The 19,598-nt window shown below is 60.5% G+C and carries 15 protein-coding genes and 2 pseudogenes; 8 read left to right on the plus strand and 9 right to left on the minus strand.

Annotated features, from left to right (window positions below):
* Positions 1-480 precede the first annotated feature (480 nt).
* Both ACQB61_RS07925 and guaA read left to right on the plus strand, forming a co-directional pair.
* Positions 481-1,008, plus strand: coding sequence for a MarR family winged helix-turn-helix transcriptional regulator (locus ACQB61_RS07925; protein ID WP_430512191.1), 528 nt, complete (start codon positions 481-483; stop codon positions 1,006-1,008).
* A 124-nt stretch (positions 1,009-1,132) separates the two neighbouring features.
* Positions 1,133-2,703, plus strand: a pseudogene (guaA, locus tag ACQB61_RS07930) (glutamine-hydrolyzing GMP synthase).
* Positions 2,704-2,745: 42 nt separating this feature from the next.
* Here guaA and ACQB61_RS07935 read toward each other — a convergent pair.
* Entirely contained in the window at positions 2,746-3,600 is an 855-nt protein-coding gene (locus ACQB61_RS07935) for an AraC family transcriptional regulator (RefSeq protein WP_430512192.1), read from the minus strand.
* A gap of 122 nt (positions 3,601-3,722) precedes the next feature.
* On the opposite strand from ACQB61_RS07935, the gene ACQB61_RS07940 reads away from it, so the two are divergent.
* The gene (locus ACQB61_RS07940; protein WP_430512193.1) at positions 3,723-4,121 is read left to right on the plus strand and encodes a hypothetical protein; all 399 of its coding nucleotides are present in this window, start codon (positions 3,723-3,725) and stop codon (positions 4,119-4,121) included.
* A gap of 32 nt (positions 4,122-4,153) precedes the next feature.
* Complete coding sequence (locus ACQB61_RS07945) at positions 4,154-4,558, plus strand: hypothetical protein (RefSeq protein ID WP_430512194.1); 405 nt, start codon at positions 4,154-4,156, stop codon at positions 4,556-4,558.
* A 661-nt stretch (positions 4,559-5,219) separates the two neighbouring features.
* Here the strand turns inward: ACQB61_RS07945 and ACQB61_RS07950 are convergent.
* The 4 genes and pseudogenes from ACQB61_RS07950 to ACQB61_RS07965 all read right to left on the minus strand — a co-directional run bounded on the left by ACQB61_RS07950 (position 5,220) and on the right by ACQB61_RS07965 (position 14,170).
* A complete protein-coding gene (locus tag ACQB61_RS07950; RefSeq protein WP_430514325.1) occupies positions 5,220-8,540 on the minus strand; it encodes a GH36-type glycosyl hydrolase domain-containing protein in 3,321 nt (1,106 codons plus the stop codon).
* A gap of 38 nt (positions 8,541-8,578) precedes the next feature.
* A pseudogene (locus ACQB61_RS07955) lies at positions 8,579-12,763 on the minus strand (glucoamylase family protein); the annotation flags it as partial.
* 149 nt (positions 12,764-12,912) lie between these two features.
* The gene (locus tag ACQB61_RS07960; RefSeq protein WP_430512195.1) at positions 12,913-13,665 is read right to left on the minus strand and encodes a hypothetical protein; all 753 of its coding nucleotides are present in this window, start codon (positions 13,663-13,665) and stop codon (positions 12,913-12,915) included.
* 319 nt (positions 13,666-13,984) lie between these two features.
* Positions 13,985-14,170, minus strand: a complete 186-nt coding sequence (locus ACQB61_RS07965) for a Thivi_2564 family membrane protein (protein WP_430512196.1) — start codon at positions 14,168-14,170, stop codon at positions 13,985-13,987.
* 348 nt (positions 14,171-14,518) lie between these two features.
* On the opposite strand from ACQB61_RS07965, the gene ACQB61_RS07970 reads away from it, so the two are divergent.
* Together ACQB61_RS07970 and ACQB61_RS07975 are read left to right on the plus strand one after the other, a co-directional pair.
* Positions 14,519-14,695, plus strand: a complete 177-nt coding sequence (locus tag ACQB61_RS07970) for a CsbD family protein (protein WP_430512197.1) — start codon at positions 14,519-14,521, stop codon at positions 14,693-14,695.
* 208 nt (positions 14,696-14,903) lie between these two features.
* Positions 14,904-15,101 carry a hypothetical protein gene (locus tag ACQB61_RS07975; RefSeq protein WP_430512198.1) on the plus strand — a complete coding sequence of 66 codons (198 nt, stop codon included), beginning with the start codon at positions 14,904-14,906 and terminating at the stop codon, positions 15,099-15,101.
* 43 nt (positions 15,102-15,144) lie between these two features.
* Here ACQB61_RS07975 and ACQB61_RS07980 read toward each other — a convergent pair whose 3' ends face one another.
* Positions 15,145-15,921, minus strand: a complete 777-nt coding sequence (locus tag ACQB61_RS07980) for a Crp/Fnr family transcriptional regulator (protein WP_430512199.1) — start codon at positions 15,919-15,921, stop codon at positions 15,145-15,147.
* 161 nt (positions 15,922-16,082) lie between these two features.
* Here ACQB61_RS07980 and ACQB61_RS07985 point away from each other — a divergent pair, with 161 nt between their 5' ends.
* Entirely contained in the window at positions 16,083-16,346 is a 264-nt protein-coding gene (locus ACQB61_RS07985) for a hypothetical protein (protein WP_430512200.1), read from the plus strand.
* Positions 16,347-16,520: 174 nt separating this feature from the next.
* A complete protein-coding gene (locus tag ACQB61_RS07990; protein WP_430512201.1) occupies positions 16,521-16,784 on the plus strand; it encodes a DUF1488 family protein in 264 nt (87 codons plus the stop codon).
* 587 nt (positions 16,785-17,371) lie between these two features.
* Here ACQB61_RS07990 and ACQB61_RS07995 read toward each other — a convergent pair.
* From ACQB61_RS07995 to ACQB61_RS08005, 3 genes are all read right to left on the minus strand, one after another.
* Positions 17,372-17,518 (minus strand): hypothetical protein, encoded by a 147-nt coding sequence (locus tag ACQB61_RS07995; RefSeq protein ID WP_430512202.1) that lies wholly within the window; start codon positions 17,516-17,518, stop codon positions 17,372-17,374.
* Positions 17,511-17,816 carry a hypothetical protein gene (locus tag ACQB61_RS08000; RefSeq protein ID WP_430512203.1) on the minus strand — a complete coding sequence of 102 codons (306 nt, stop codon included), beginning with the start codon at positions 17,814-17,816 and terminating at the stop codon, positions 17,511-17,513. The genes ACQB61_RS07995 and ACQB61_RS08000 overlap by 8 nt, the downstream gene beginning before the upstream one ends.
* Positions 17,817-18,602: 786 nt before the next feature.
* Positions 18,603-19,499, minus strand: a complete 897-nt coding sequence (locus ACQB61_RS08005; RefSeq protein ID WP_430512204.1) for a sugar kinase — start codon at positions 19,497-19,499, stop codon at positions 18,603-18,605.
* Positions 19,500-19,598 lie beyond the last annotated feature (99 nt).

Raw genomic sequence — 19,598 nt, forward strand, 5'->3', positions numbered from 1 at the left:
ACGACCATTTCCGGAGCCCTGAGCGGCATTGCCGCCATTTGGCCCCTGTTTGCGTGCCATTCCTGTTTCTGCCCCTGACCCCCATGCGTTCCGCATCAGAATCAAAGAGCATGAGCTGCGCATAGTCTAAGCACTCACTCTGAGGCGGTCAAAAGGCGGATCGGGGTCAGGACAGGCCTTTTCCTTCGCATTTTGGGACTTTGGAGGCCTGCCTGTCCGCCCGCTGTCGCGCCACGACGCGGCTTTCGGCTGTGCATCCGGCGAGTGGCTGCCGCCGCCCGCGTGAAATGCGGTACTCGCAAATTCTGTGGAGGAGATTGGGTGGTCTGGCTGCAAAGCCTTTTCAGATGAACTGAAATTGTTTTAAGCGGGCGGCCTGCAAGCTTGGGAAGCGCCTTTTAGGGTCTTCTGTGGCTGCGCCATCGGCCGCTGGACGGATCTTCAAAAGGACCTGCGGCCTGCGCCGGAAGGGCATGGAACATGAAACAGTCAGGCGGCAAAGAGCCCAGAGCCAAATCCGCAGCCAAGCCGGCGGCGGCGCAGGCTGGCGGTCAGGTCAGTCTTTTCGACACGGTGCCGGAGACGGGCCTCGACAATTTTCTGCCGCTGAAGATCATTTCTGCCGCTCGTCTCGTGGAACGCCGCCTCGTCAAGGCGCTGCAGACCCAGCATGCATTGGCCCTGGCCGAATGGCTTGTTCTGGCTGCGCTGATCGAGGCGGGTGAAGGTTCGGTGCGTGATCTTGGTGCGAAGACCGGGCTCGATGCGGTGGCCATCAGCCGCGCTGCCATGCGCCTCACTGACCGCAAGTTCCTGAAGAAGAGCGAAAACCGGCAGGACCGCCGCCTCGTGGTGCTGAAGCCCACCAAGGCGGGCCGTGACCTTGCAGATGAAATAAACGCCCGTCTGGTGCCGCTGGAGGCTGAGATCATGAAGGGGCTTGGCACGCCGGACCGCATCCGGCTTGCCAGCCTTCTGGGGGCTCTCCAGACAAAGGAAAACGCCTGACGCCGGACTTCTCGCTGCTGCCATATCAAAGGGCGTGACAGGGCCGGCGGCTGCCCTTCACAAAAGCTTTGCAAGGCACAAGATTCCGGTTCAAATCCACCCTCTGACCCGCTAGAAGCTGCTCATGACCCAGCACGATCGTCTTCTCATCATCGACTTCGGCTCCCAGGTGACGCAGCTCATCGCCCGGCGTCTGCGCGAGCTGAATGTCTATTGCGAAATCCATCCCTATCAGAACGTCACGGATGACTTTCTGGCGGCTTTCAAGCCGAAGGCGGTGATCTTCTCCGGCGGACCGGATTCGGTCACTCGCGAGGGTTCGCCCCGGCCGCCGAAAACGGTCTACACCCTCGGTGTGCCGATCCTTGGAATCTGCTATGGCCAGCAGGTGATGATGCAGGATCTGGGCGGCCAGGTGGATGGCGGCAAGATTTCTGGTGGTGGCGGTACGGCAGAATTCGGCCGCGCCTATGTGACCCCGTCCGATCAGAGCGATGCCTTCATCTCTGGATGGTTTGCGGAAGGACGCGAGCAGGTGTGGATGAGCCACGGCGACCACGTCAGCCGCATTGCTCCGGGTTTCCAGGTCTACGGCACCTCGCCCAACGCACCTTTTGCGATCACCGCCGATCCGGAGCGGCATTTCTATGCGGTGCAGTTCCATCCGGAAGTGCATCACACGCCGAACGGCCGGACGCTTTACGAGAATTTCGTAAGCCTTGCCGGGTTCAAGGGCGACTGGACCATGGGTGCGTACCGCGCCGAGGCCATTGCCAAGATCCGTGCACAGGTGGGTGACAAGAAGGTCATTTGCGGCCTTTCCGGCGGCGTTGACAGCTCGGTGGCAGCCGTTCTCATTCATGAGGCGATTGGCGACCAGCTCACCTGCGTCTTCGTTGACCACGGCCTGCTGCGGCAGGGCGAGGCCGAAGAAGTCGTCACCATGTTCCGCGACAATTACAACATCCCGCTTATCCACGCAGATGAGCAGGAGCTGTTCCTTGGCGCGCTGGAAGGCGTCACCGACCCGGAAGTGAAGCGCAAGACCATCGGCAAGCTGTTCATTGATGTGTTCCAGAAACACGCCAACAGCATTGATGGTGCCGAATTCCTGGCCCAGGGCACGCTCTATCCGGACGTGATCGAAAGCGTCAGCTTCTCCGGCGGCCCGTCGGTGACGATCAAGAGCCACCACAATGTGGGTGGCCTGCCGGAAAAGATGGGCCTCAAGCTGGTCGAGCCGCTGCGCGAGCTCTTCAAGGACGAAGTGCGCGCCCTCGGCCGCGAGCTCGGCCTTCCGGCAAAGTTCATCGGCCGCCACCCGTTCCCCGGACCCGGCCTTGCCATCCGCTGCCCCGGCGAGATCACCCGCGCCAAGCTGGAAATCCTGCGCAAGGCGGATGCGGTCTATATCGACCAGATCCGCAAGCACGGTCTTTATGACGAGATCTGGCAGGCCTTCGTCGCCATTCTGCCGGTGCGCACCGTCGGCGTGATGGGCGATGGCCGTACCTACGACTACGCCTGCGCCCTGCGCGCGGTGACTTCCGTGGACGGGATGACGGCGGATTACTACCCCTTCACCCACGAATTCCTCGGCGAAACCGCGACCCGCATCATTAACGAGGTCGAAGGCATCAACCGCGTCACCTACGACATCACCTCCAAGCCCCCGGTACGATCGAGTGGGAATGAGGGATACTAGCGGCGGCAATAGCGTGACTTCGGCGGCGGGTCTTAACGCGGGATAGGAACGGCCTTCTGCCGTTCCAGGAGATAGCGGCTGGGCGGCTTGCCGACCATTTTGCGAAACATGGTCACGAAACTGCTGGCGCTCTCGTAGCCGAGGTCGAGTGCGACGGTCTGAACCGTCTGGCCGGCGCTCAGCCTCCGAATGGCGAGGATGACGTGTAACTGGCGACGCCAGCGGCCGAAACTCATGCCGATCTCCTCCATCAACATGCGGCTGAGACTGCGCTCGCTGAGCGCGACGCGGCAGGCCCACTCCGCAACGGTCGCGTGATCCGCCGGCGACGAGACGAGGAGCCCGGCGAGATGTTTCAGGCGCGGATCGGAAGGGATCGGAAGGCAGAGTTCCTCGACTGGGGCCTTGGCCAGTTCATCGAGAAGGACAGAAACGACACGACCGTCCGGGCCGTCGATTTCGTAGCGCTCAGGAAGTTCGCTCGCCCTCATCATCAGATGCCGCAGCAAACCCGAAACCGCGATTGTGCAACATTTGACCGGCAGGTTTGCAGCCGCATCCGGCGCAATAAAAAGGCAGATGCACTCCACCTCGCCCGAACCGAACGCGGCATGCGGTAAACTGCCAGGAATCCAGATGGCGCACTGTGGGGGCACGATCCAGACGCCGTCGTCAACCTCGCAGTTGATGACGCCGCGGGCGGAATAGAGCAGCTGCGCCTTTTCATGACTGTGACGCTTTGATCGCTCCATGCTCTCCAGGCTGCCGGCACCATTGACCGCGACGAGATCGCGCGGGACCTCATCGACATACGAAGACCAATCTCCACGGAGATCCAGATGCATGGGGGCCTCGCTGCGGCGTTCAATTTGGCCGAATTGAAACATATAATGTCTGCATTGCGCAATGACGCCATTCGCAGATCTATCTATCCATCTATCGTCGGTGGCAAGGCTTCCGCCTGCGTGGGGCGCCGCCCCGAATGAGATTGTGGATGGATGGACCTGAGATGGACGAAAAGAGACAAAGCCGAATTCCGCTCGCTTGGCTTATCACAGCGGTTGGCGTGACAATCTACGGCACGATCCAGACTTTCTCCTACTTGAACGTCTTTGCCGTGGCGCATGGGGCGATGCCTCCGCTCAATTTTACCGCCGCGCAAGTATGGGTGATCTCGGCCTTCTATGGTGCGTGGGTGATCCCAGCTCTGCTGGCGCTGTTCGACCGGCCGGCCGCCAATTGGGCATCTCTCATCTTCGGCGGGGTCCTCGTGGTCTTGACCACGCTGTCGGGTGTGTTCGACGGCATCCGCGATGGTGGCCATCTCGTTTTCTTGGCGTTGTTGGCCATCACGCTTCCTGGCTCATTCGCGATCGCGCTGTCGTGGCGGCGCCTTCGGACCGCGTGATCTGCCTGAATTACCGACAAAGGACGCAACCCATGCCAATGGACAACTCAAATTTTCCCTTCGTCTGGATGAGCTATGCAGACGCCCCCGATCATGATCACGATGATGACTTCGCGTCGTTTGAAGAAAATCTAAAGCGGGGAGAGCCGTTCGTGGTGCTGTCGGATTCCGTCCCGAGCGAAGAGCATGAGCATTCGCAGGAGGAAAGAAAGCGCACCGCGTTGTGGATGAAGAAGAACAAGGCTGGCCTGCGCAAGCTCGTGCTGGCGATGATCATCGTCGAGCCGAGCGCGGCCAAGCGCCTTGCGTTCAAGGCGTTCGGCATCACCTTCGCGAAGTTCTGGGGTTACCCAATGATGCTTGCCTCGTCACGTGACGAAGCCATGGTGATTGCGCGAAAACTGCTGTCGGATCACGCTGGGCCGACCGCTGCCTGACGAAAGCGTGACGGTACATTCTTTGTTCGTAACGGGATTTATCCATGCCGCCGAAGATGGGGCCTGAGAACCGATCGACCTCAATAGATACCGAAACTGCACAAAAGATCGTGTGATTTTCCTTTTCAAATCAACGCCGTAAGATTCTGGTGGCCCGTGGGCCGGTCTTCGGCGCCGAAGGAAGGAAAACCGCGTCAGATCGGCAATCTGGCTGGGATTCAAATTACCGGGCGGGAGTGACTTTTGCATATCCGGGCGTATCCGAACTACGCCCGGCACGCTGTAACCCGCTGAAAGAATTCCCTCGGCATGTATCAATACCTACCTGCGGGCAGCGACCAGCATATGCGTCCCCTGTAACGGGTCTCGCCCATAGTGATCACTTCCAAGATCCTAAGTGCCATCAAGGCCCTGAACAGGCAGGCCACGAAGGCCCCCTCGGGATCGACGGACTTGAACATTTTCTTCAATGCCGTTGAGACGATGCAATAGCCCGTGATGTATTGAAAAAAGCTGGGGTGGGGAAATCAAAAGGCCGATTTAAAGCAATACCCGGGCAGCTCTTTTAAGCTGAGACGCCACGGCAGCCTGACCGGCATGGGCCCTTGCAGCCCTTTGATGGGGAGGGTCCTCGTGGGGCCATGTTCCCTGTGCTCACAGTTCAGGTCATGGTGACGTCCAGGCTGTGCACGCCCTTCGGCATGGGGATCCGGAGCTTCTGCCCGGCAACCGTCAGGGCTTCGCCATTCAACCTTGCCGACTGGATGCCGTGGCCGGTCTGGTTGGGGTTGTCTATTGTGATCGTGAGGGAGCTTTCCCTGAGGCGGACAACCGCTTTCAGCTGTGGCCACTGTTTGGGAAAGCAGGGGTTCAGCAACAGATCCGGTCCTGACCATGTCAGCCCCAGAATACCTTCGATGCCGGCACGGTGCATCCACGCAGCCGAGCCGGTATACCATGTCCAGCCGCCGCGGCCCGTGTGCTGGGGATTGGCGTAGACGTCAGCGGCCACGGCATAGGGTTCGCCCTTGTAGCGTTCAACCGCTTCAGGGGTCAGCGTATGGTTGACCGGGTTGACGAGCGCGAAAAGTTCACTTGCCGCATCTCCGTTGCCCAGCCCGCATTGTGCCAGGATGGCCCACATTGCTGCATGGCTGTACTGGCCGCCATTTTCGCGCAGGCCCGGCGGATAGCCCTTGATGTAGCCGGGATCCTTCGGTGTGCTGTCGAAGGGCGGAGTGAACAGCAGGGCGAGGCCCGGTCCGGGCTGGACCAGACGTTGGGTCATGCTGGCCATGGCGGTGGCCGCGCGCTGCGGGTTGGCGGCACCGGACAGGACTGCCCAGGATTGGGCGATGCTGTCGATCTGGCACTCGTCTGACGCGGCCGAGCCCAGGTGCGTGCCGTCGTCGAATGTGCCGCGCCGGTACCATGCCCCATCCCAGCCGTCCCGCTCAATCGCCTGTAGCAAGGCAGTGCGATGGTGGCGCCAGCGCGCTGCGCGGGCAGGGTCGCGTTCGCCGGCAAACGGTGCCATCCGGTCGATGGCTGCAATCAGAAGCCACCCCAGCCAGACGCTGGTGCCCTTGCCCTGCGCACCAACCCGGTTCATGCCGTCGTTCCAGTCGCCTGAGCCGATCAGGGGCATGCCATTGGTGCCTGTCAGCTCGATGGCCAGGTCCAAGCCGCGTGCGCAATGCTCGAACAGGCTGGCGGTGGACTCGGAAACGGCTGGCTGGAAAAACGCGTCATGCGCATCAGGCTGCAGGGGAGGGCCTTCGAGGAAGGGGATCTGTTCGTCAAAGATCGCAATGTCACCGGTTACGCTGGCATATTGGGCGGCGCAGTAGCCCAGCCAGACCCGGTCATCCGAAATCCGCGTGCGGACGCCTTGCCCGGTATGAGGCAGCCACCAGTGCTGGACATCGCCCTCCGGAAACTGCCGGCCTGCCGCACGCAGAATATGGGCGCGCGTAAGTTCCGGGCGCAGCGCATTCAGGGACATGCCGTCCTGCAACTGGTCGCGAAAGCCATAGGCGCCGCTTGCCTGATAGAAGCCCGATCGCGCCCAGATCCGGCAGGCCAGCGTTTGATAAAGCAGCCAACCGTTCAGCAGGATGTCCATGGAACGATCCGGCGATGTGACCTGAATGGAGGTCAGAAGATCGCTCCAGTGCTGGCGGACGATGCTCAGGGTTTGGGCCGGATCGTTGCTGCGGTGCCGCAGGATCAAGCTGCGTGCGGCCTGTTCCGTTTCGGCCTGCCCAAGCAGGAAGACTACGGTCGCTGTTCCGCCCGGCTCCAGCGTCACCAGACGCTGCAATGCGGCACAGGGATCGAGTGCCGGGCCGGTGCGCCCCGAGAATGGCGCCGCTCCAATGCCGGCCGGGGCGGCCATATCCCCGTCTTTGCCGAGAACTTCATTCCGGTCTGCGGTCAGGCTCGCTGTTCCGCTGCCCAGGTCAGCAAAGGCCACCCTGTCCGTAAATCCGGTGGTATAGGGATTGCGCGCAAGGATTGCGCCGGTTTCCGGGTCCTTCATGGTCACGATGCCGGCTGCCGTTGTGCTGCGGGACGTGCCAAGTACCCATTCTGCATAGGCAGTGACAGAGAGCCTGCGCACGCTTTTGCCGGTGTTGCGCAAGGTCAGCCAGGTGATCTTGACCGGGTCATCCACCGGCACGAACTGCAACATGTCTGCTTCAATCCCGCGCTCTGCATGTTCAAAGCGGCTGTAGCCGAAACCGTGCCGTGCAATGTAGGTGCCGTTGCCCCGGACCGGCAGCGCGGTTGGAGTCCAGAGCGCGCCACTATCGAGATCATAAAGGTAGAGCGCTTCGCTTGAGGGGTCGCAGACCGGGTCGTTTGACCATCCTGTCAGCTGGTTTTCCCGGCTGTTGCCGGACCAGACATGACCGCTGCCTTCGGCTGAGACCTGAAAACCGAAAGAGGGATTGGCGATCACGTTGATCCAGGGGGCAGGGGTGGTTTGCCCATGGCGCAGGACCGTCACATACTCCCGGCCGTCTTCGGCAAAACCACCGAGGCCATTGAAGAACTCCAGTTCCGGTGTTGGAACTGCGGTCGCCTCTTCTGCCACCCCGCCTTTGAATGAACGGAGCAAGGGGCGCTCCGTCCCAGGTGCCAGTGCATCGATCTGGGCGCCAATGCTGCCCCTGCCGGCGATAAGAACCACATGCGCAGCGGCCAGCAGCATGGCATGGGCGCCGGGCGAGACCAGGGTGGTGCGCAACGTGTGGATGGCACCATGGGCGGGGCCATCGTTCCTGCCGCTGCGGGGACGGGCCTGTGCCGAGCGGACGGCGTCATCGATAACAGCCTGCATGTCCTGATAGTAGGATGGCCCATGCTCGTTCATGATGACCAGATCGAAATCCAGTTGCCGCATCCGCAGGTATTCATGTGCGGCCAGAATTTCGTGAAGGGCAGCAACGTCTTCGGTTTCGCTGATCTGGAACAGGACGATCGGCAGATCACCGGATATGCCGAGGGGCCACAGCCCGGAACGCGGCCCCAGCCCGGCCTCGATCTGGCTGCGGGTTGCCCTCAGGCTTGCATCACCCCGCAGGATCATGCCGCCGAGGCGCTGGAAATCTGCTGCGGCTGCCGGTGTCACGCCCAGATGGCGCAACTGCACCTGCGCCTGTGTCCAGGACAAGGTTGCGGCACGTTCGAAGGCGGATGGGTCTCGGTGGCGGTCAACCAGATCCAGAAGGGCTTCCGGCGTGCTGGCTGCCAGTGTCCAGAAGGTGACGCGCGCCATGCCGCCAGGTGGCACTGTGATGCGGCGGCGGATCGAGAATATCGGGTCGAGCACGGCGCCGGTGGTGCCGGACAGCGGCGCGCCCGCCATTGCCGCGTCCCTGATGCTCCGGCCCCGGCCGATAAACCGCGCCCTATCTGTCTCATGCTGAAGGGGGCTGTCTCCTTTCCTTCGGTCACGGCGATATGCGCGCTCCAGACCTCGGGGTCGCCGGGATCACGCCGGCGCCGGGTTGCGATGACCACCCCCAGTTCAGGCAGGAAGCCGGTCACCACGAAGAGCTTGGAAAACGCGGGATGCGCCAGATCGGCTGCGGCCGGTGCCAGCACCAGCTCGTTGTAGGATGTCAGCTCGATCTCACGAGCGTGCCGGCCGGTGTTTGTCAGCGTGACGCAGCGGGCTTCTGCATCGTCTTCGGCCGAGACCACCACTTCAGTAAGAGTGCTCAACCGCCGGCCCTTGTGGACAAATGATGCTTGATGCTCACTGAAGGTAGCAGAATGGCGATCCGGATCAGCGCCTGTCGGCTGGATTGCTGCGGACCACAATCCGCCAGACTTCACATCCCGCGCGAAGATGAAGGAACCAAGGGTCGATTGTGCCGGATCGGCCGGCCAGCGGGTGATGGCAAGGCCGCGCCAGCAACTGTAGCCGCCGCCGGTCGGGGTCAGCATCACTCCATAACTGCCATTCGACAGCATGTGGCCGGTGGAGGGACCGTTCCCTGGCGCATCGAAATAGCGTGCGGCAGGAGCGCCTGAGGTGTTCTGTGCCGTAACAGGCACATCTCCGGCACGCGGCTGAGCGGATCTTGCATCGCGCGGCATCCGCTCCTGCAACAGCAGTTCAGCCGCCTGGATGACCGGCTCGGAGTGAAACCGTGTGCGCAGGCGTCCATTCTGAAGCGTGTTGGTGATGGCGGTAATTGTCATGCCCTGATGATGCGCCATGAAACTGCGGACGATGGCATGATGGGCCCCAGCGGGCAGGCGTGAAGGGGTGAAGTCCACCGCCTCGTAGAAGCCGTAGCGCCCTTGCGCGCCGATGGCCGCCAGCCGCCCGAAATTCCTCAGCGCAGCCGTTGAATCGACCATGGCGGCAAGCGCTGTGGCGTAAGGTGCGACTACCCGGTTTGCACTCAAGCCCCGCTTCAATCCCAGCCCCGGCACTCCGAAGTTCGAGTATTGGTACGTCATTTCCAGATCGCGGGAATTGAAGGACGATTCCGAGATACCCCAGGGGATGGCGTTTGCATGCCCATAGTCTTGCTGACGAGCCACGATCAGGCGGCTGGTCTGTTCCAGCACGGACCCTGAAGGCGCGCGCATGACCAGTGATGGCATGAGGTATTCGAACATGCTGCCTGACCAGGAAATCAGCGCCGAACTTGCGCCGGCAGGCGTTGCGGCCCTGCCAAGCCGGAACCAGTGCCGTGTTTCCACATCCCCCTTTGCAATGGCAAAGAGGCTGGCCAGCCTCGCTTCGGACGCAAGAAGATCATAGCAGCTGGGGTCGAGACTGTTAGTGGAGACGGAAAAACCAATGGAAAGCAGCTTCTTTTCCGGATCGAGCAGGAAACGGAAATCCATATCCATGGCGAGGCGGCGGAAAAGCTCTTCAAGCGCATGAAGCCTTGCGGAGCCGGTTTCCTTGCCATCCTCCAGGTGTCCGGCGATACAGTCCCTTGCCGCGCAGCACCAGAACACAAGCTCGTGATCCGGCCCTGTACCGGCGAGCGCCATATCTGCCGCTTCGCGGGCAAGCGGCAGCAGGTCCTCGAATGGATGCCGGGCGGCGTTGCCTGCGGCCAGCCGGTCCAGCAGCGCCGCAAGACCGGGCACTTTCGCCGTCAAAGCCAGCCGTGCCAGTGTCAGAGCATCGGCAGCCCCTGCATGCCTGCTGGTGGCGGTGAGAGGGACCGTGCGCCATTCCCGGCAGGCTTGAGCCACCGCGATCAGATGACCAGCGAGATTGCCGCTGTCGACTGAAGACACGTAAGCGGGATCGAGAACACGCAATTCGCGCGTTTCGTACCAGTTGAAAAGATGCCCTCTGAACTGGGGAAGCCGCTTGATCGATTGCAGGGTCTGTTCGAGCCTGACGATGGCTGCTGTCTGACCGATCCAGCCAAAGTCGCGCGCGGCGGTGACCGACAGAAGGTAAAGCCCGATGTTGGTAGGTGAGGTGCGGTGAAAGACGGTAGGTTCCGGCGTCTCCTGGAAATTGTCGGGTGGAAGAAAATTGTCTGCCGGGGTCACGAATGTCTCGAAATAACGCCACGTCCTGCGCGCGATGAGGCGCAATGCAAGTGCATCGTCAGGGGAGGGCGGGACTTCCGGAGGGGGAACAAACGGGCAGCTGACACGGTAGGCAAGTACTGGAGCAGCCAGCCACGCAAGTGCGAACAGGACCACGGCCGGCCACGCCGGTGGATTGAAGGCGAGAGCGGTGCCGCTTGCGCCAAGTCCAAGTGCCAGCCCGCCCGCCATGTTGCGGTATTGCACTGCATATCCCGGGCGCTCACCGGCACTGGAAGCGGCGGCTGTCACCCATTGCAGGAGGTGCTTCCGGGTTAGTCCAAGCCGGACGAGTGTACGGCCGCAGGCATCCGTCATTTGCCATGCGGCATCGGCAAGAAACGCGGTACTCAGCGCAATCTGCAGGACAGCGGTGCGAGAATCTTGCCGCAGGGCACCAAAGTGACTGCGTGACGTGATCCCGGCGCGTCCCGGCAGGATGGCAAACGGCAGGCCTGTCAGATGCGGCACTGCCAGCATGGTCAGTATCGCAGCATTCCAGGCAATTGCGGCAGGCAACGGAAGCAGCCAGCCTGCAAACAGCGAGGCCAGCGAAAATGGAGCGACGACCGCCCGGCGCAGATTATCGGTCATCTTCCAGCGGCCGATGGCCGGTACGGTGCTGTCTCTGCCCCTGCCTATCCCAAGCAGCCAGGGCAGAAGCTGCCAGTCTCCGCGTGCCCACCGGTGCTGACGCCGGATTGCTGCATCGTAGCGCACCGGAAAGTCTTCAACGAGCTCGATATCCGAAGCAAGTCCGGCGCGGGCAAAAATCCCCTCGAACAGGTCGTGGCTGAGCATTGTGTTTTCAGGCACCCGTCTGGCCAGACTGCTTGTAAAGGCATCCACATCATAGATCCCCTTTCCGGTGAAGGAACCTTCGCCGAACAGATCCTGATAGACGTTTGAAGTGGCGCTGGCATAAGGATCTATCCCGCCCGGACTGGAAAAGACCTGCTGGAACAGGGAACCGTGCGTACCGGCAGGAAGGGCTGGCGTGACGCCTGGCTGCAATATGCCATAGCCCGCCGTGACCCGCCGCTGGACAGGATCAAGGACGGAACGGTTCATGGGATGCGCCATCTTGCCGATCAGGCTGGCCACTGTGTCCCGCAACAGGCGCGTGTCCGCGTCGAGGGTGATGACGAACCGGACATCCTGCGGCACGGAGGCGCCCGGCAGGAAGCTTGTACCGGTTCCGCCTCGCAGCAGTCTGTTTAGTTCCTCAAGCTTTCCCCGCTTGCGCTCCCATCCCATCCAGACGCCTTCTTGCTGGTTCCAGAGGCGGCGGCGGTGCAGCAGGAAAAAACGGTCGCCGTCGCTGGATGGGTAAAGTGCATTCAGCCGCTTTATTCCGGCCTCCGCTTCCGCGATCAGCTCCGCATCCTGTGGAACCGTGCATGTCTTCGCATCCGGACCATCGGACAGGAGCGCAAAATGCAGAGCTCCGCCGGGGCTAGACAGGTGATGCACTTCCAGCCGCCCGATTTGATCCAGCAGATCGCTCTTGTGAGAAAGCAGCACTGGCACGGCAATGAGAGTGCGCAGATGCGGCGGAATGCCTGCTGTCAGGTCAAGGCCCGGCAAGAGCTTTGGCCGGACGGTCCGGGTGACTGCCAGATTGACGAGTGCCGTTCCTGCCTCGGAGGCGGCAGCAAGGCCCGTGACCGCGAGCACCAAGACGGCCAGCCCGCTCGCGCCGGCGGCCCAGAGTGCGGCAGCAAGAACGCCTGCTGTTGCCAGCGCAATGGAGCCCAGATAGCCGGCAAGGCCAAGCCTTGCCAGCATCCGGCCCAGCCGCACTGGGAGAGAAGGCCTGAAGCCTACTGTCTTTTCGAATTCCCTGCGCCTTGTCCCGATCAGGGCAGGGCCGGGGTCGCCAGCTTCACCGCTCCCGTGCTGTGCGGTGAAATCAAGCGCTGCGGTGGCGACTTCGATCTCGCTCAGGGGCGATCTGCGTGACAGAACCTCGATTGCCGTGCGATAGGCGTTCCGCGTGGCAAAATCCATTCCGGCAAAGCCGGTTCTGGCCCGCAGGCCTTCGTCGATAAGGCTGACATCCTCTACAAAGCTGGCCCAGTCCATTTCCGATGCCAGGCGCATGCTGGTCACGATATTTCGCATCGTGACGCTGGTGGCTCCTTGCCGCAGCTGGGCGTTTTGGACCACGGTCTCAATGGATGATCCCTGATTACGGAGCCTATCCTCCAGCCACGCATGCAATGGGGTTTCTGCCGGGTCAAAACCACGGAGACGCTTTGCGATCTGGGCGGCTATGATCTCATCAAGGGGGCGCCCTCAAGTGCGGCTGTTGCAGACAGGAACTCACGCACAGTCGCTTGTGATCCGTTGCGTCTTGCGGCCCAGATCCGGTCGACGATGTCATCTGCCGTCTTGCGCAGGTCGCTGCCCCGGGTGATCTCCTGCGCAAGACGCCGCATGTTCTCGATGAGGACGATGCGCAAGGTGATTGCCACGGCCCAGAGCTCGCCGATGGTCAGAGGGCTGACCTTTTGATAGGACTTGACGAACAGTGCGAGGACAGGACTGCACAGCAGGCTGTCAGTATGCGCGACATAGGCCCATGCCAGACCCAGCACCCTTGGATAACCTGCGAAGGGACCGGCCGACAGTTTGGGCAATTGCCTGTAATAGTCATGAGGCAGATCGTCTGCGACCTGGCGGAATTGCTCTTCGACGAGATGAAAATTGTCCAGAAGCCATTCTGCTGCCGGCGAAATTGCGCGCCCTTCTTGCAGGTTTTGCGCACATGCCTTGTAGGCTCCGAGCAGGAAACTGGCGTTTTCACTGACGCGTCTGGCCAGTTCTCGCCCGCCCTGGGCGGGCTGATCCGTAACGGTCTGAGCCATCGCAAGCGTGAGCGCATGGTGCTCAAGCCGCTCGGTGCCGAAAAGCTCCGAGCGGATGGCTGCTGTGTCCTGCCAGGGCGTTGCGACCGGGGTCTTGGTGCCGGTTATCCGTTCAAACAGGGCGCACCACCGCAATCCTGTCTGGCCGGCAGTCACTTGAACTGCGGCAGGTCAGGCCGCGCAACCTGTTCCACCGTTCCTGCTGGTCTTCCGTTGACGGAGGGCAGCGAATGGTCCTGAGCATCCGGCGGCGGTGGAGGTGATGCACTGCAGGCAGGGCCCGGCCAGTCGGGCCTTACAAGGCGTGTCATTGACTTCCATTTGTGTTCGATCAGATCCCACTCCATGATGGTCCTTTCCGGGCGGCTTTTCCGCCCCGCACGACGAATGCCCTTGCGCACTTCGGCCGGGCCAGCGCGTTTTGCAGCGTTTCAGTTTTGCTCTGAAACAGGTTCATCAATGCCAGGCGGCGACTTCAAAGCCGGATGGATCCGATATCGCCCAGTAGTCCGAAGCCGCGCATGAGCCACAGGACAACAACAATGACGACCACAACATTCAGGATCGATTTGATCTTCCGGTCCATCGGCACATAGGTGTTGATCGCCCAGAGCCCGATGCCGACGACAACAAGAGTTACGATCAGATTGATCAATGACATCAAGCTTCTCCCGTGTTGTGTCCGCAGGTCCATGCGTTGACGGGCAGGCCCGGAAAAGGACCAAAGGCCGTCAAAAGGCCGCTAGCAGACCTGCAATTCACTGCTGAAAAGAAGTCATGACCGGGTTGAGGTGGAGCCGCACTTACCTGGATCAGTGCGCCTGCATAAGGCGAAATTTTTCCGGATTGCAGCTCTGGATAGGATTGGTCATGAGCATTGATACAGGTTAGGGCGAAGGAAGTTGCGGCGGGTGAAGATGCGCTTCCGCCCGCATCTGAACTGGTTTGATCTGCCCCACATTGCGGCGCGGTGCCGGCAAATTGCCTGCAAGCAAAAGGACATTGAATCATGGACAAGAACCGCATCAAGGGTGCCGTCAAGCAGACAGAGGGCGCAATCAAGGAAAGCACTGGCAAGCTGACTGGCGACGCCTCGCTGGAGATGAAAGGAAAGCGAAGGAAGGAGGAAGGTAGAATTCAGAAGGCTTACGGTAAGGCGAAGGATGCAATTCGTGAAAGTTATTGATGAGATTTTGAATCATTTTCCGAATGATCTTCTCGGTAAAGCCCCGTTAAATGGAGCGAAAATATATACTCAGGAAATTTAGCGGGTCTCATGTTGGTTTTCGGTCTCAGGAATTCTGCAGACCTCCGGATGAATGATGGTGTGAACGCTTCTGCGTCTGTGCCAGCTGTTTGGAGGTCTGCAGACGAAGCCGTAGGGAGAGTATGACGTGATGGACCTGAACAAGTTCCGGATTGCAGACGCGCAGAGAAAGACCGTTAAAGCTGCATGGGATTTGCCGCTTTCTGACGCCGCAGCAAAACCTGCGGCGGGCGGCAGCTCTCAGGTTGCCGAGAAAAGCAAGAGCACAAGAAACAGAACCGGCACATTGAACGCGCATAATGCGGCCTGCCGGGCGCTGACCTGACGAAGGCAACCGTCCCGGATATCGCGGCAGTCCGGGGCGCAGTTCAGGTAAGGATAGGGCCTTCTTGATCGAGATAGGTGCGGTCGAAATCCGCAAACCCGATGAGCCGTTCAAGATCCAGGAACTCGACCTTGCCCTTCTGGAATGTCAGCAGGCCATCTTCACGCAATTGCCGCAAGACGCGATTGACATGGACAGCACTGAGACCAAGGGCGTCAGCAAGAAGATACTGAGACAAAGGGCAGGCATAGCCCGATGCTGTGCCAATGCCAACAAGCCGCAACCGCATCCCAAGTTCCAGCAGGCAATGCACTGTTCTTTGCGCCGCGTCCCGGCGCCCGAGATTCACTAGATGCTCGACCACCATGGCCTCATCGCGCGACGTTGCCCAGAGAATGGCGGTTGCAAGGCGCGGCGTTGCCGAGAATGCCTCGATCAGGTCTTCGGATGTGATCTCGGATGCTTCGATAACCGTCACCGGTTCGACATTATGGTCTGCCGTCCTCAGAAGCATCGAGCGCAGTCCCAGAAAGTCGCCTGGAATCTGAAAGTCCACGATCTGTCGGCTTCCGTTGGGCAGCAGCTTGTATGAACAGGCCCAGCCGTCCGAGAGGATATAGGCGCTCTGGTTGCCCTGACCTTCGTAAATAAGATCGTGACCTTGCGAAAAGCGCCGTTTGCGCTTTTCGAATTCTGCCAGAATTTCAAGTTCCGTGTCCGACAGGACAACATAGGCAGCCAGCTTGCGTGCCAGCGGTGATTTTGCCGCAGGGTTTTGCAGGCCAGTTCCTGGTGGCCGGGCAGAAAGAAACCTGTTCATCAGCAATGCACCCCGGAGCCATTCCGTTTTGCGTGGGAGATCATGAAATGAAATCTAGACTGAATTGAGAAGCGCAATACTGCTTCAAGTCAGTTTTTCCCTGAGATTATGTGCCATTCTGGCAAGCTGAAGACGGGCTCTGCAAGGCTTGGCAACTGTCCGTGGATCCCGAAGAAAGGGAATATTCCATGCTGATACCACCTGATGTCGCCGGGACAGCTGCTCTGGCCATCTGTGAATCGCTTCTGCTGGCGCTGAATGACGCCAAGGTGCTGCCGGAATCCGAGATAATTGGCGTTCTGACGGATGCTGCAGCCGCTCATGAAGCTACGGTCGGAACGCCTGAAGAGGAAGAGCTGGGAAAAGCCGTGTCTCGTCTAATCATCAAGATCATCAACAGCGGTAACTCTGTCCGGCGTGTGTAGCCGGCGGCAGGTGACAATCCAACATCGTCCATTCTCCGGTTCTTTGGGCTGCCGGAATCCGGACAACGGTGTCCTGCCGAAGCCATGCTGTTCTGCGTAGGGCTGATCCATGTGAGTGCCGCAGGCAGCTGGGAGACGTATCTTCAGACCTATGGCAACCGGAGGACACCAGACATGACACTGTCATTTCCAAATCGCATGCGGGTCGCGGACCCGGATTCTGGCAGGATTGCTTTTTCCGGACATGAAGGCGTGACGGAAATTCGCTTTTCCATCCCCTACCGGGTCATCGAAAGCCTCAGCAGATCGAGGCTCGACACGACAGCCAGCTACCTTGCGGCATTCGATGTCATGCGTGAGCGCATTCAGGATGTGGCAGCCCGCACGCATGCCCAGGCACGACGGCCATTTCACATCCTCGACGCATCGCAATTCTGAACCGGCTCATCTTCGAGCATGCTGGAAGTCTGTCTGAATGGCGGTTCTGGCAGGATATGTCTGCCTGCACTGGCGGCCGCAAGCTTTGAATGTGGCTGCCAGTGGTGTGGCCTGTTGCCTGTCAGCATTTCTTGAAGCCGATGCAGCGCAGTGAAAGGGGGCGTCCGGTTCTGGATGGGGCCAGGCTTTAAGGAACGCCGGCACAGGCATATCGGCGTCAGGCATGATTGCGCTGGTCTGTATCTCGCGGCGCCGGTGAGTTTGTGTGAGCTTCCGGGTGAGACGCGGGGCGTGCGCAATCAGGCGCTATCTTCCTGTTAGAGCCAAAGATTGACGATTATATCCTTGGCGGGGTGCAGCTTCAGTAACTGCCGGAAGGCCTGCTCCAGTTGCGGGATACCGCGCTATCAGGCTGTTCCCGTGAAAAAATGGCCAGTTTCAGGCCATGGCACGACCTTCTGTAAGCGCGCCTGGTGCAAAGCCGTGCAGCGCCTGAAATGCATGCTGGCTGCGAGCTGCCTGGCCCCGTCGAAATGCCGGGAGCCGCTGGACGGGACGGCGTCTGATCCTGCCCCGCCCAATCAAGCTCAGTTCTTGCTGGCACCCAGTTTCGGGAAGGGGCTGGTGCCGGGCTTGTTGCTGTTGGCGAAGGGGACGGGGGCTGCCTTTGCGGCGGTCTTGTCCTGCTTCGGCTTTCTGATTTCGCGCGTGCTGCGTTTCTGACCCTTAGCCATGACGGAATGTCCTTTCGAGAAGAGAGCTGTCTGCGCTGCCGGAGGACGGGCCTGCCGGAACGAGCGTGTCCTGTGAGGCCACCCGCTCGTGACGTTCGTCCTCGCTGCGGATGCGGTATTTCGGGGTGTCGCCCTCGATGGGCAGACGGCCGGTGATGCGGTAGACGCCAGTGGCGTGCAGCCGCTCCATGGAGCCGCCGTTCAGCCGGACATCCTGCCCGACCTTGTAGAGATAGGCCGGTACGTCATGGCTGACGGGACGCGGCGCAGGGCGGCGGGGACGGGCAGGGGAAGTCATGGGTCGATGGGTCCTTTGTCAGGTGATCTGGAACGGCAGTGGCGGCTATTCCAAGAAGTCCGGCGGCAGGAGGTGCCTTTATCTTCGGGTCGGCGACTGCGATTCTGTGCGCCCGCTTCGGGGCTGACGATTGGCGGCGGGCTTGAAGGCTTCCCGGTAAGCCAAGCTCGCCGGAAGCTGAATGAGACGTTGAAGCCTCGAGCCTTGACTGCATGCTTGCCGCATGGCGTGGCTCCGCGTCCGCATGAGCTTTCAGCTGCGCAGTTCCCCAAAGACTGGCGTCAACCCTGTCTCACTGGAATGTGCGTCACATGTGCAGATCACAAGAGCCGGCCCGGCAGCCGCCCGGGTCACAGAGCAGATTGTTTATTTGAAGGCAGGGCTTCCGGACGGCCCGGATGCCAGATTGGAGAGTGCCATTCCAGACCGGAACGCCGTCTGTCTGCCAGTACATCCGTGGTCAGCGCAGAAAAATGTTCCGGTCCCGAAGCCGGTTCTTCCGAATGCGTACAAGGCGCGTCCAGACACCGGAATTTGAGAAAACACAGCAAGGCATTTGCATCGCAAAGCCATATCAATCAAATCAGCAAAAACAATATGCGCTGATATTGCATTAAATGCAATGCCCTTGCGATTTTTATTTAAATATCGCAAGCAGAAAATAAAACTTGGCCATGAAAAATGGAAGCAGACGAGGCCTTCCGCTGCCAAAAAACTTCGATACCTGGTTTGGCTATAGGCCTCTCCGAAACATAGAGCAGTGTGCTCCGGAGAGGTTTTCGAGTTTTACGCTGCCCGCTCCGGCCAGGTGGCCATGGCGGCGAGGACTTCTTCGCGGGTTGGCATGCTTGCCTCATTGCCGAGGTGCTGGATGGCGTGGGCAGAGGCGGCGCGGGCGAAACGGAAGTGGTCTTCCCAGCATCCTTGCGGGTTCTGCAGATAGGCAGCCACATAGGCACCGTGGAAGGTGTCACCGGCACCGTTGGTGTCGACAACCTTTTCCTTCGGCACGGCGAGGGAGGGCATGTGCTGCACCGGGCCTTCGCCCTCGTACCAGTAAAGTCCGCGGTGCCCGGCGGTGACACCGCCCACGGGACAGCCATGGGCGCGAAGGTAGGCGAGGGTGCCGGGAATATCGAGGTTCAGCTGCTCGCAGAACCGCTCGGAGACGATGGGCACGTCGATGAAATGCAGAAGCTCGTCGGTGTTCTGCCGCACGGCACCGCCATCGAGCGAGGTGAGGATGCCTGCTTCCCGGCATGCCCTTGCATAGTGGAGCGCGGCATCGGGCATGTGCCCGTCCAGATGCAGCGCCTTGCAACCGTTGAGGTTCAGCGGCGGGAAAGGATGCAGGAAGTCATTGTCGCGGCAGCGTACAATGGCGCGCTTGCCGTCGTGCGGCATGATGAAGGACAGGGACGACTCGCGCACCTTGCGCCCATGCACGGAGATGCCATAGCGCGCGGCCATGTCGAGGAACATCCGCGCGAGCCAGTCATCGGCAAGCGAGCACAGAAGATCGGGCGCAATTCCAAGTTTTGCACAACAGAAGGCGGCCGTGACCGCATTGCCACCGAAGCTGACGGCATAGTCCTGTGCGATGGCTTTTTCATCTCCAGTTGGGATCTGATCGGCTAGGAACGTGATGTCGATATAGGCCTGCCCGATGAAAAGTGCCTTCATAGTGTCCGCCTCCCGGCAGTATATCCGATGCGCCCGGCACATACGGCCGCATAAGGAGTGTTCAGTTCTTTTTACTGGCCTGTACCATTGTGGTCAGAA

Source organism: Pannonibacter phragmitetus, from assembly GCF_050510895.1.
In the GTDB taxonomy this organism is placed as follows: Bacteria; Pseudomonadota; Alphaproteobacteria; order Rhizobiales; family Stappiaceae; genus Pannonibacter; species Pannonibacter phragmitetus_B.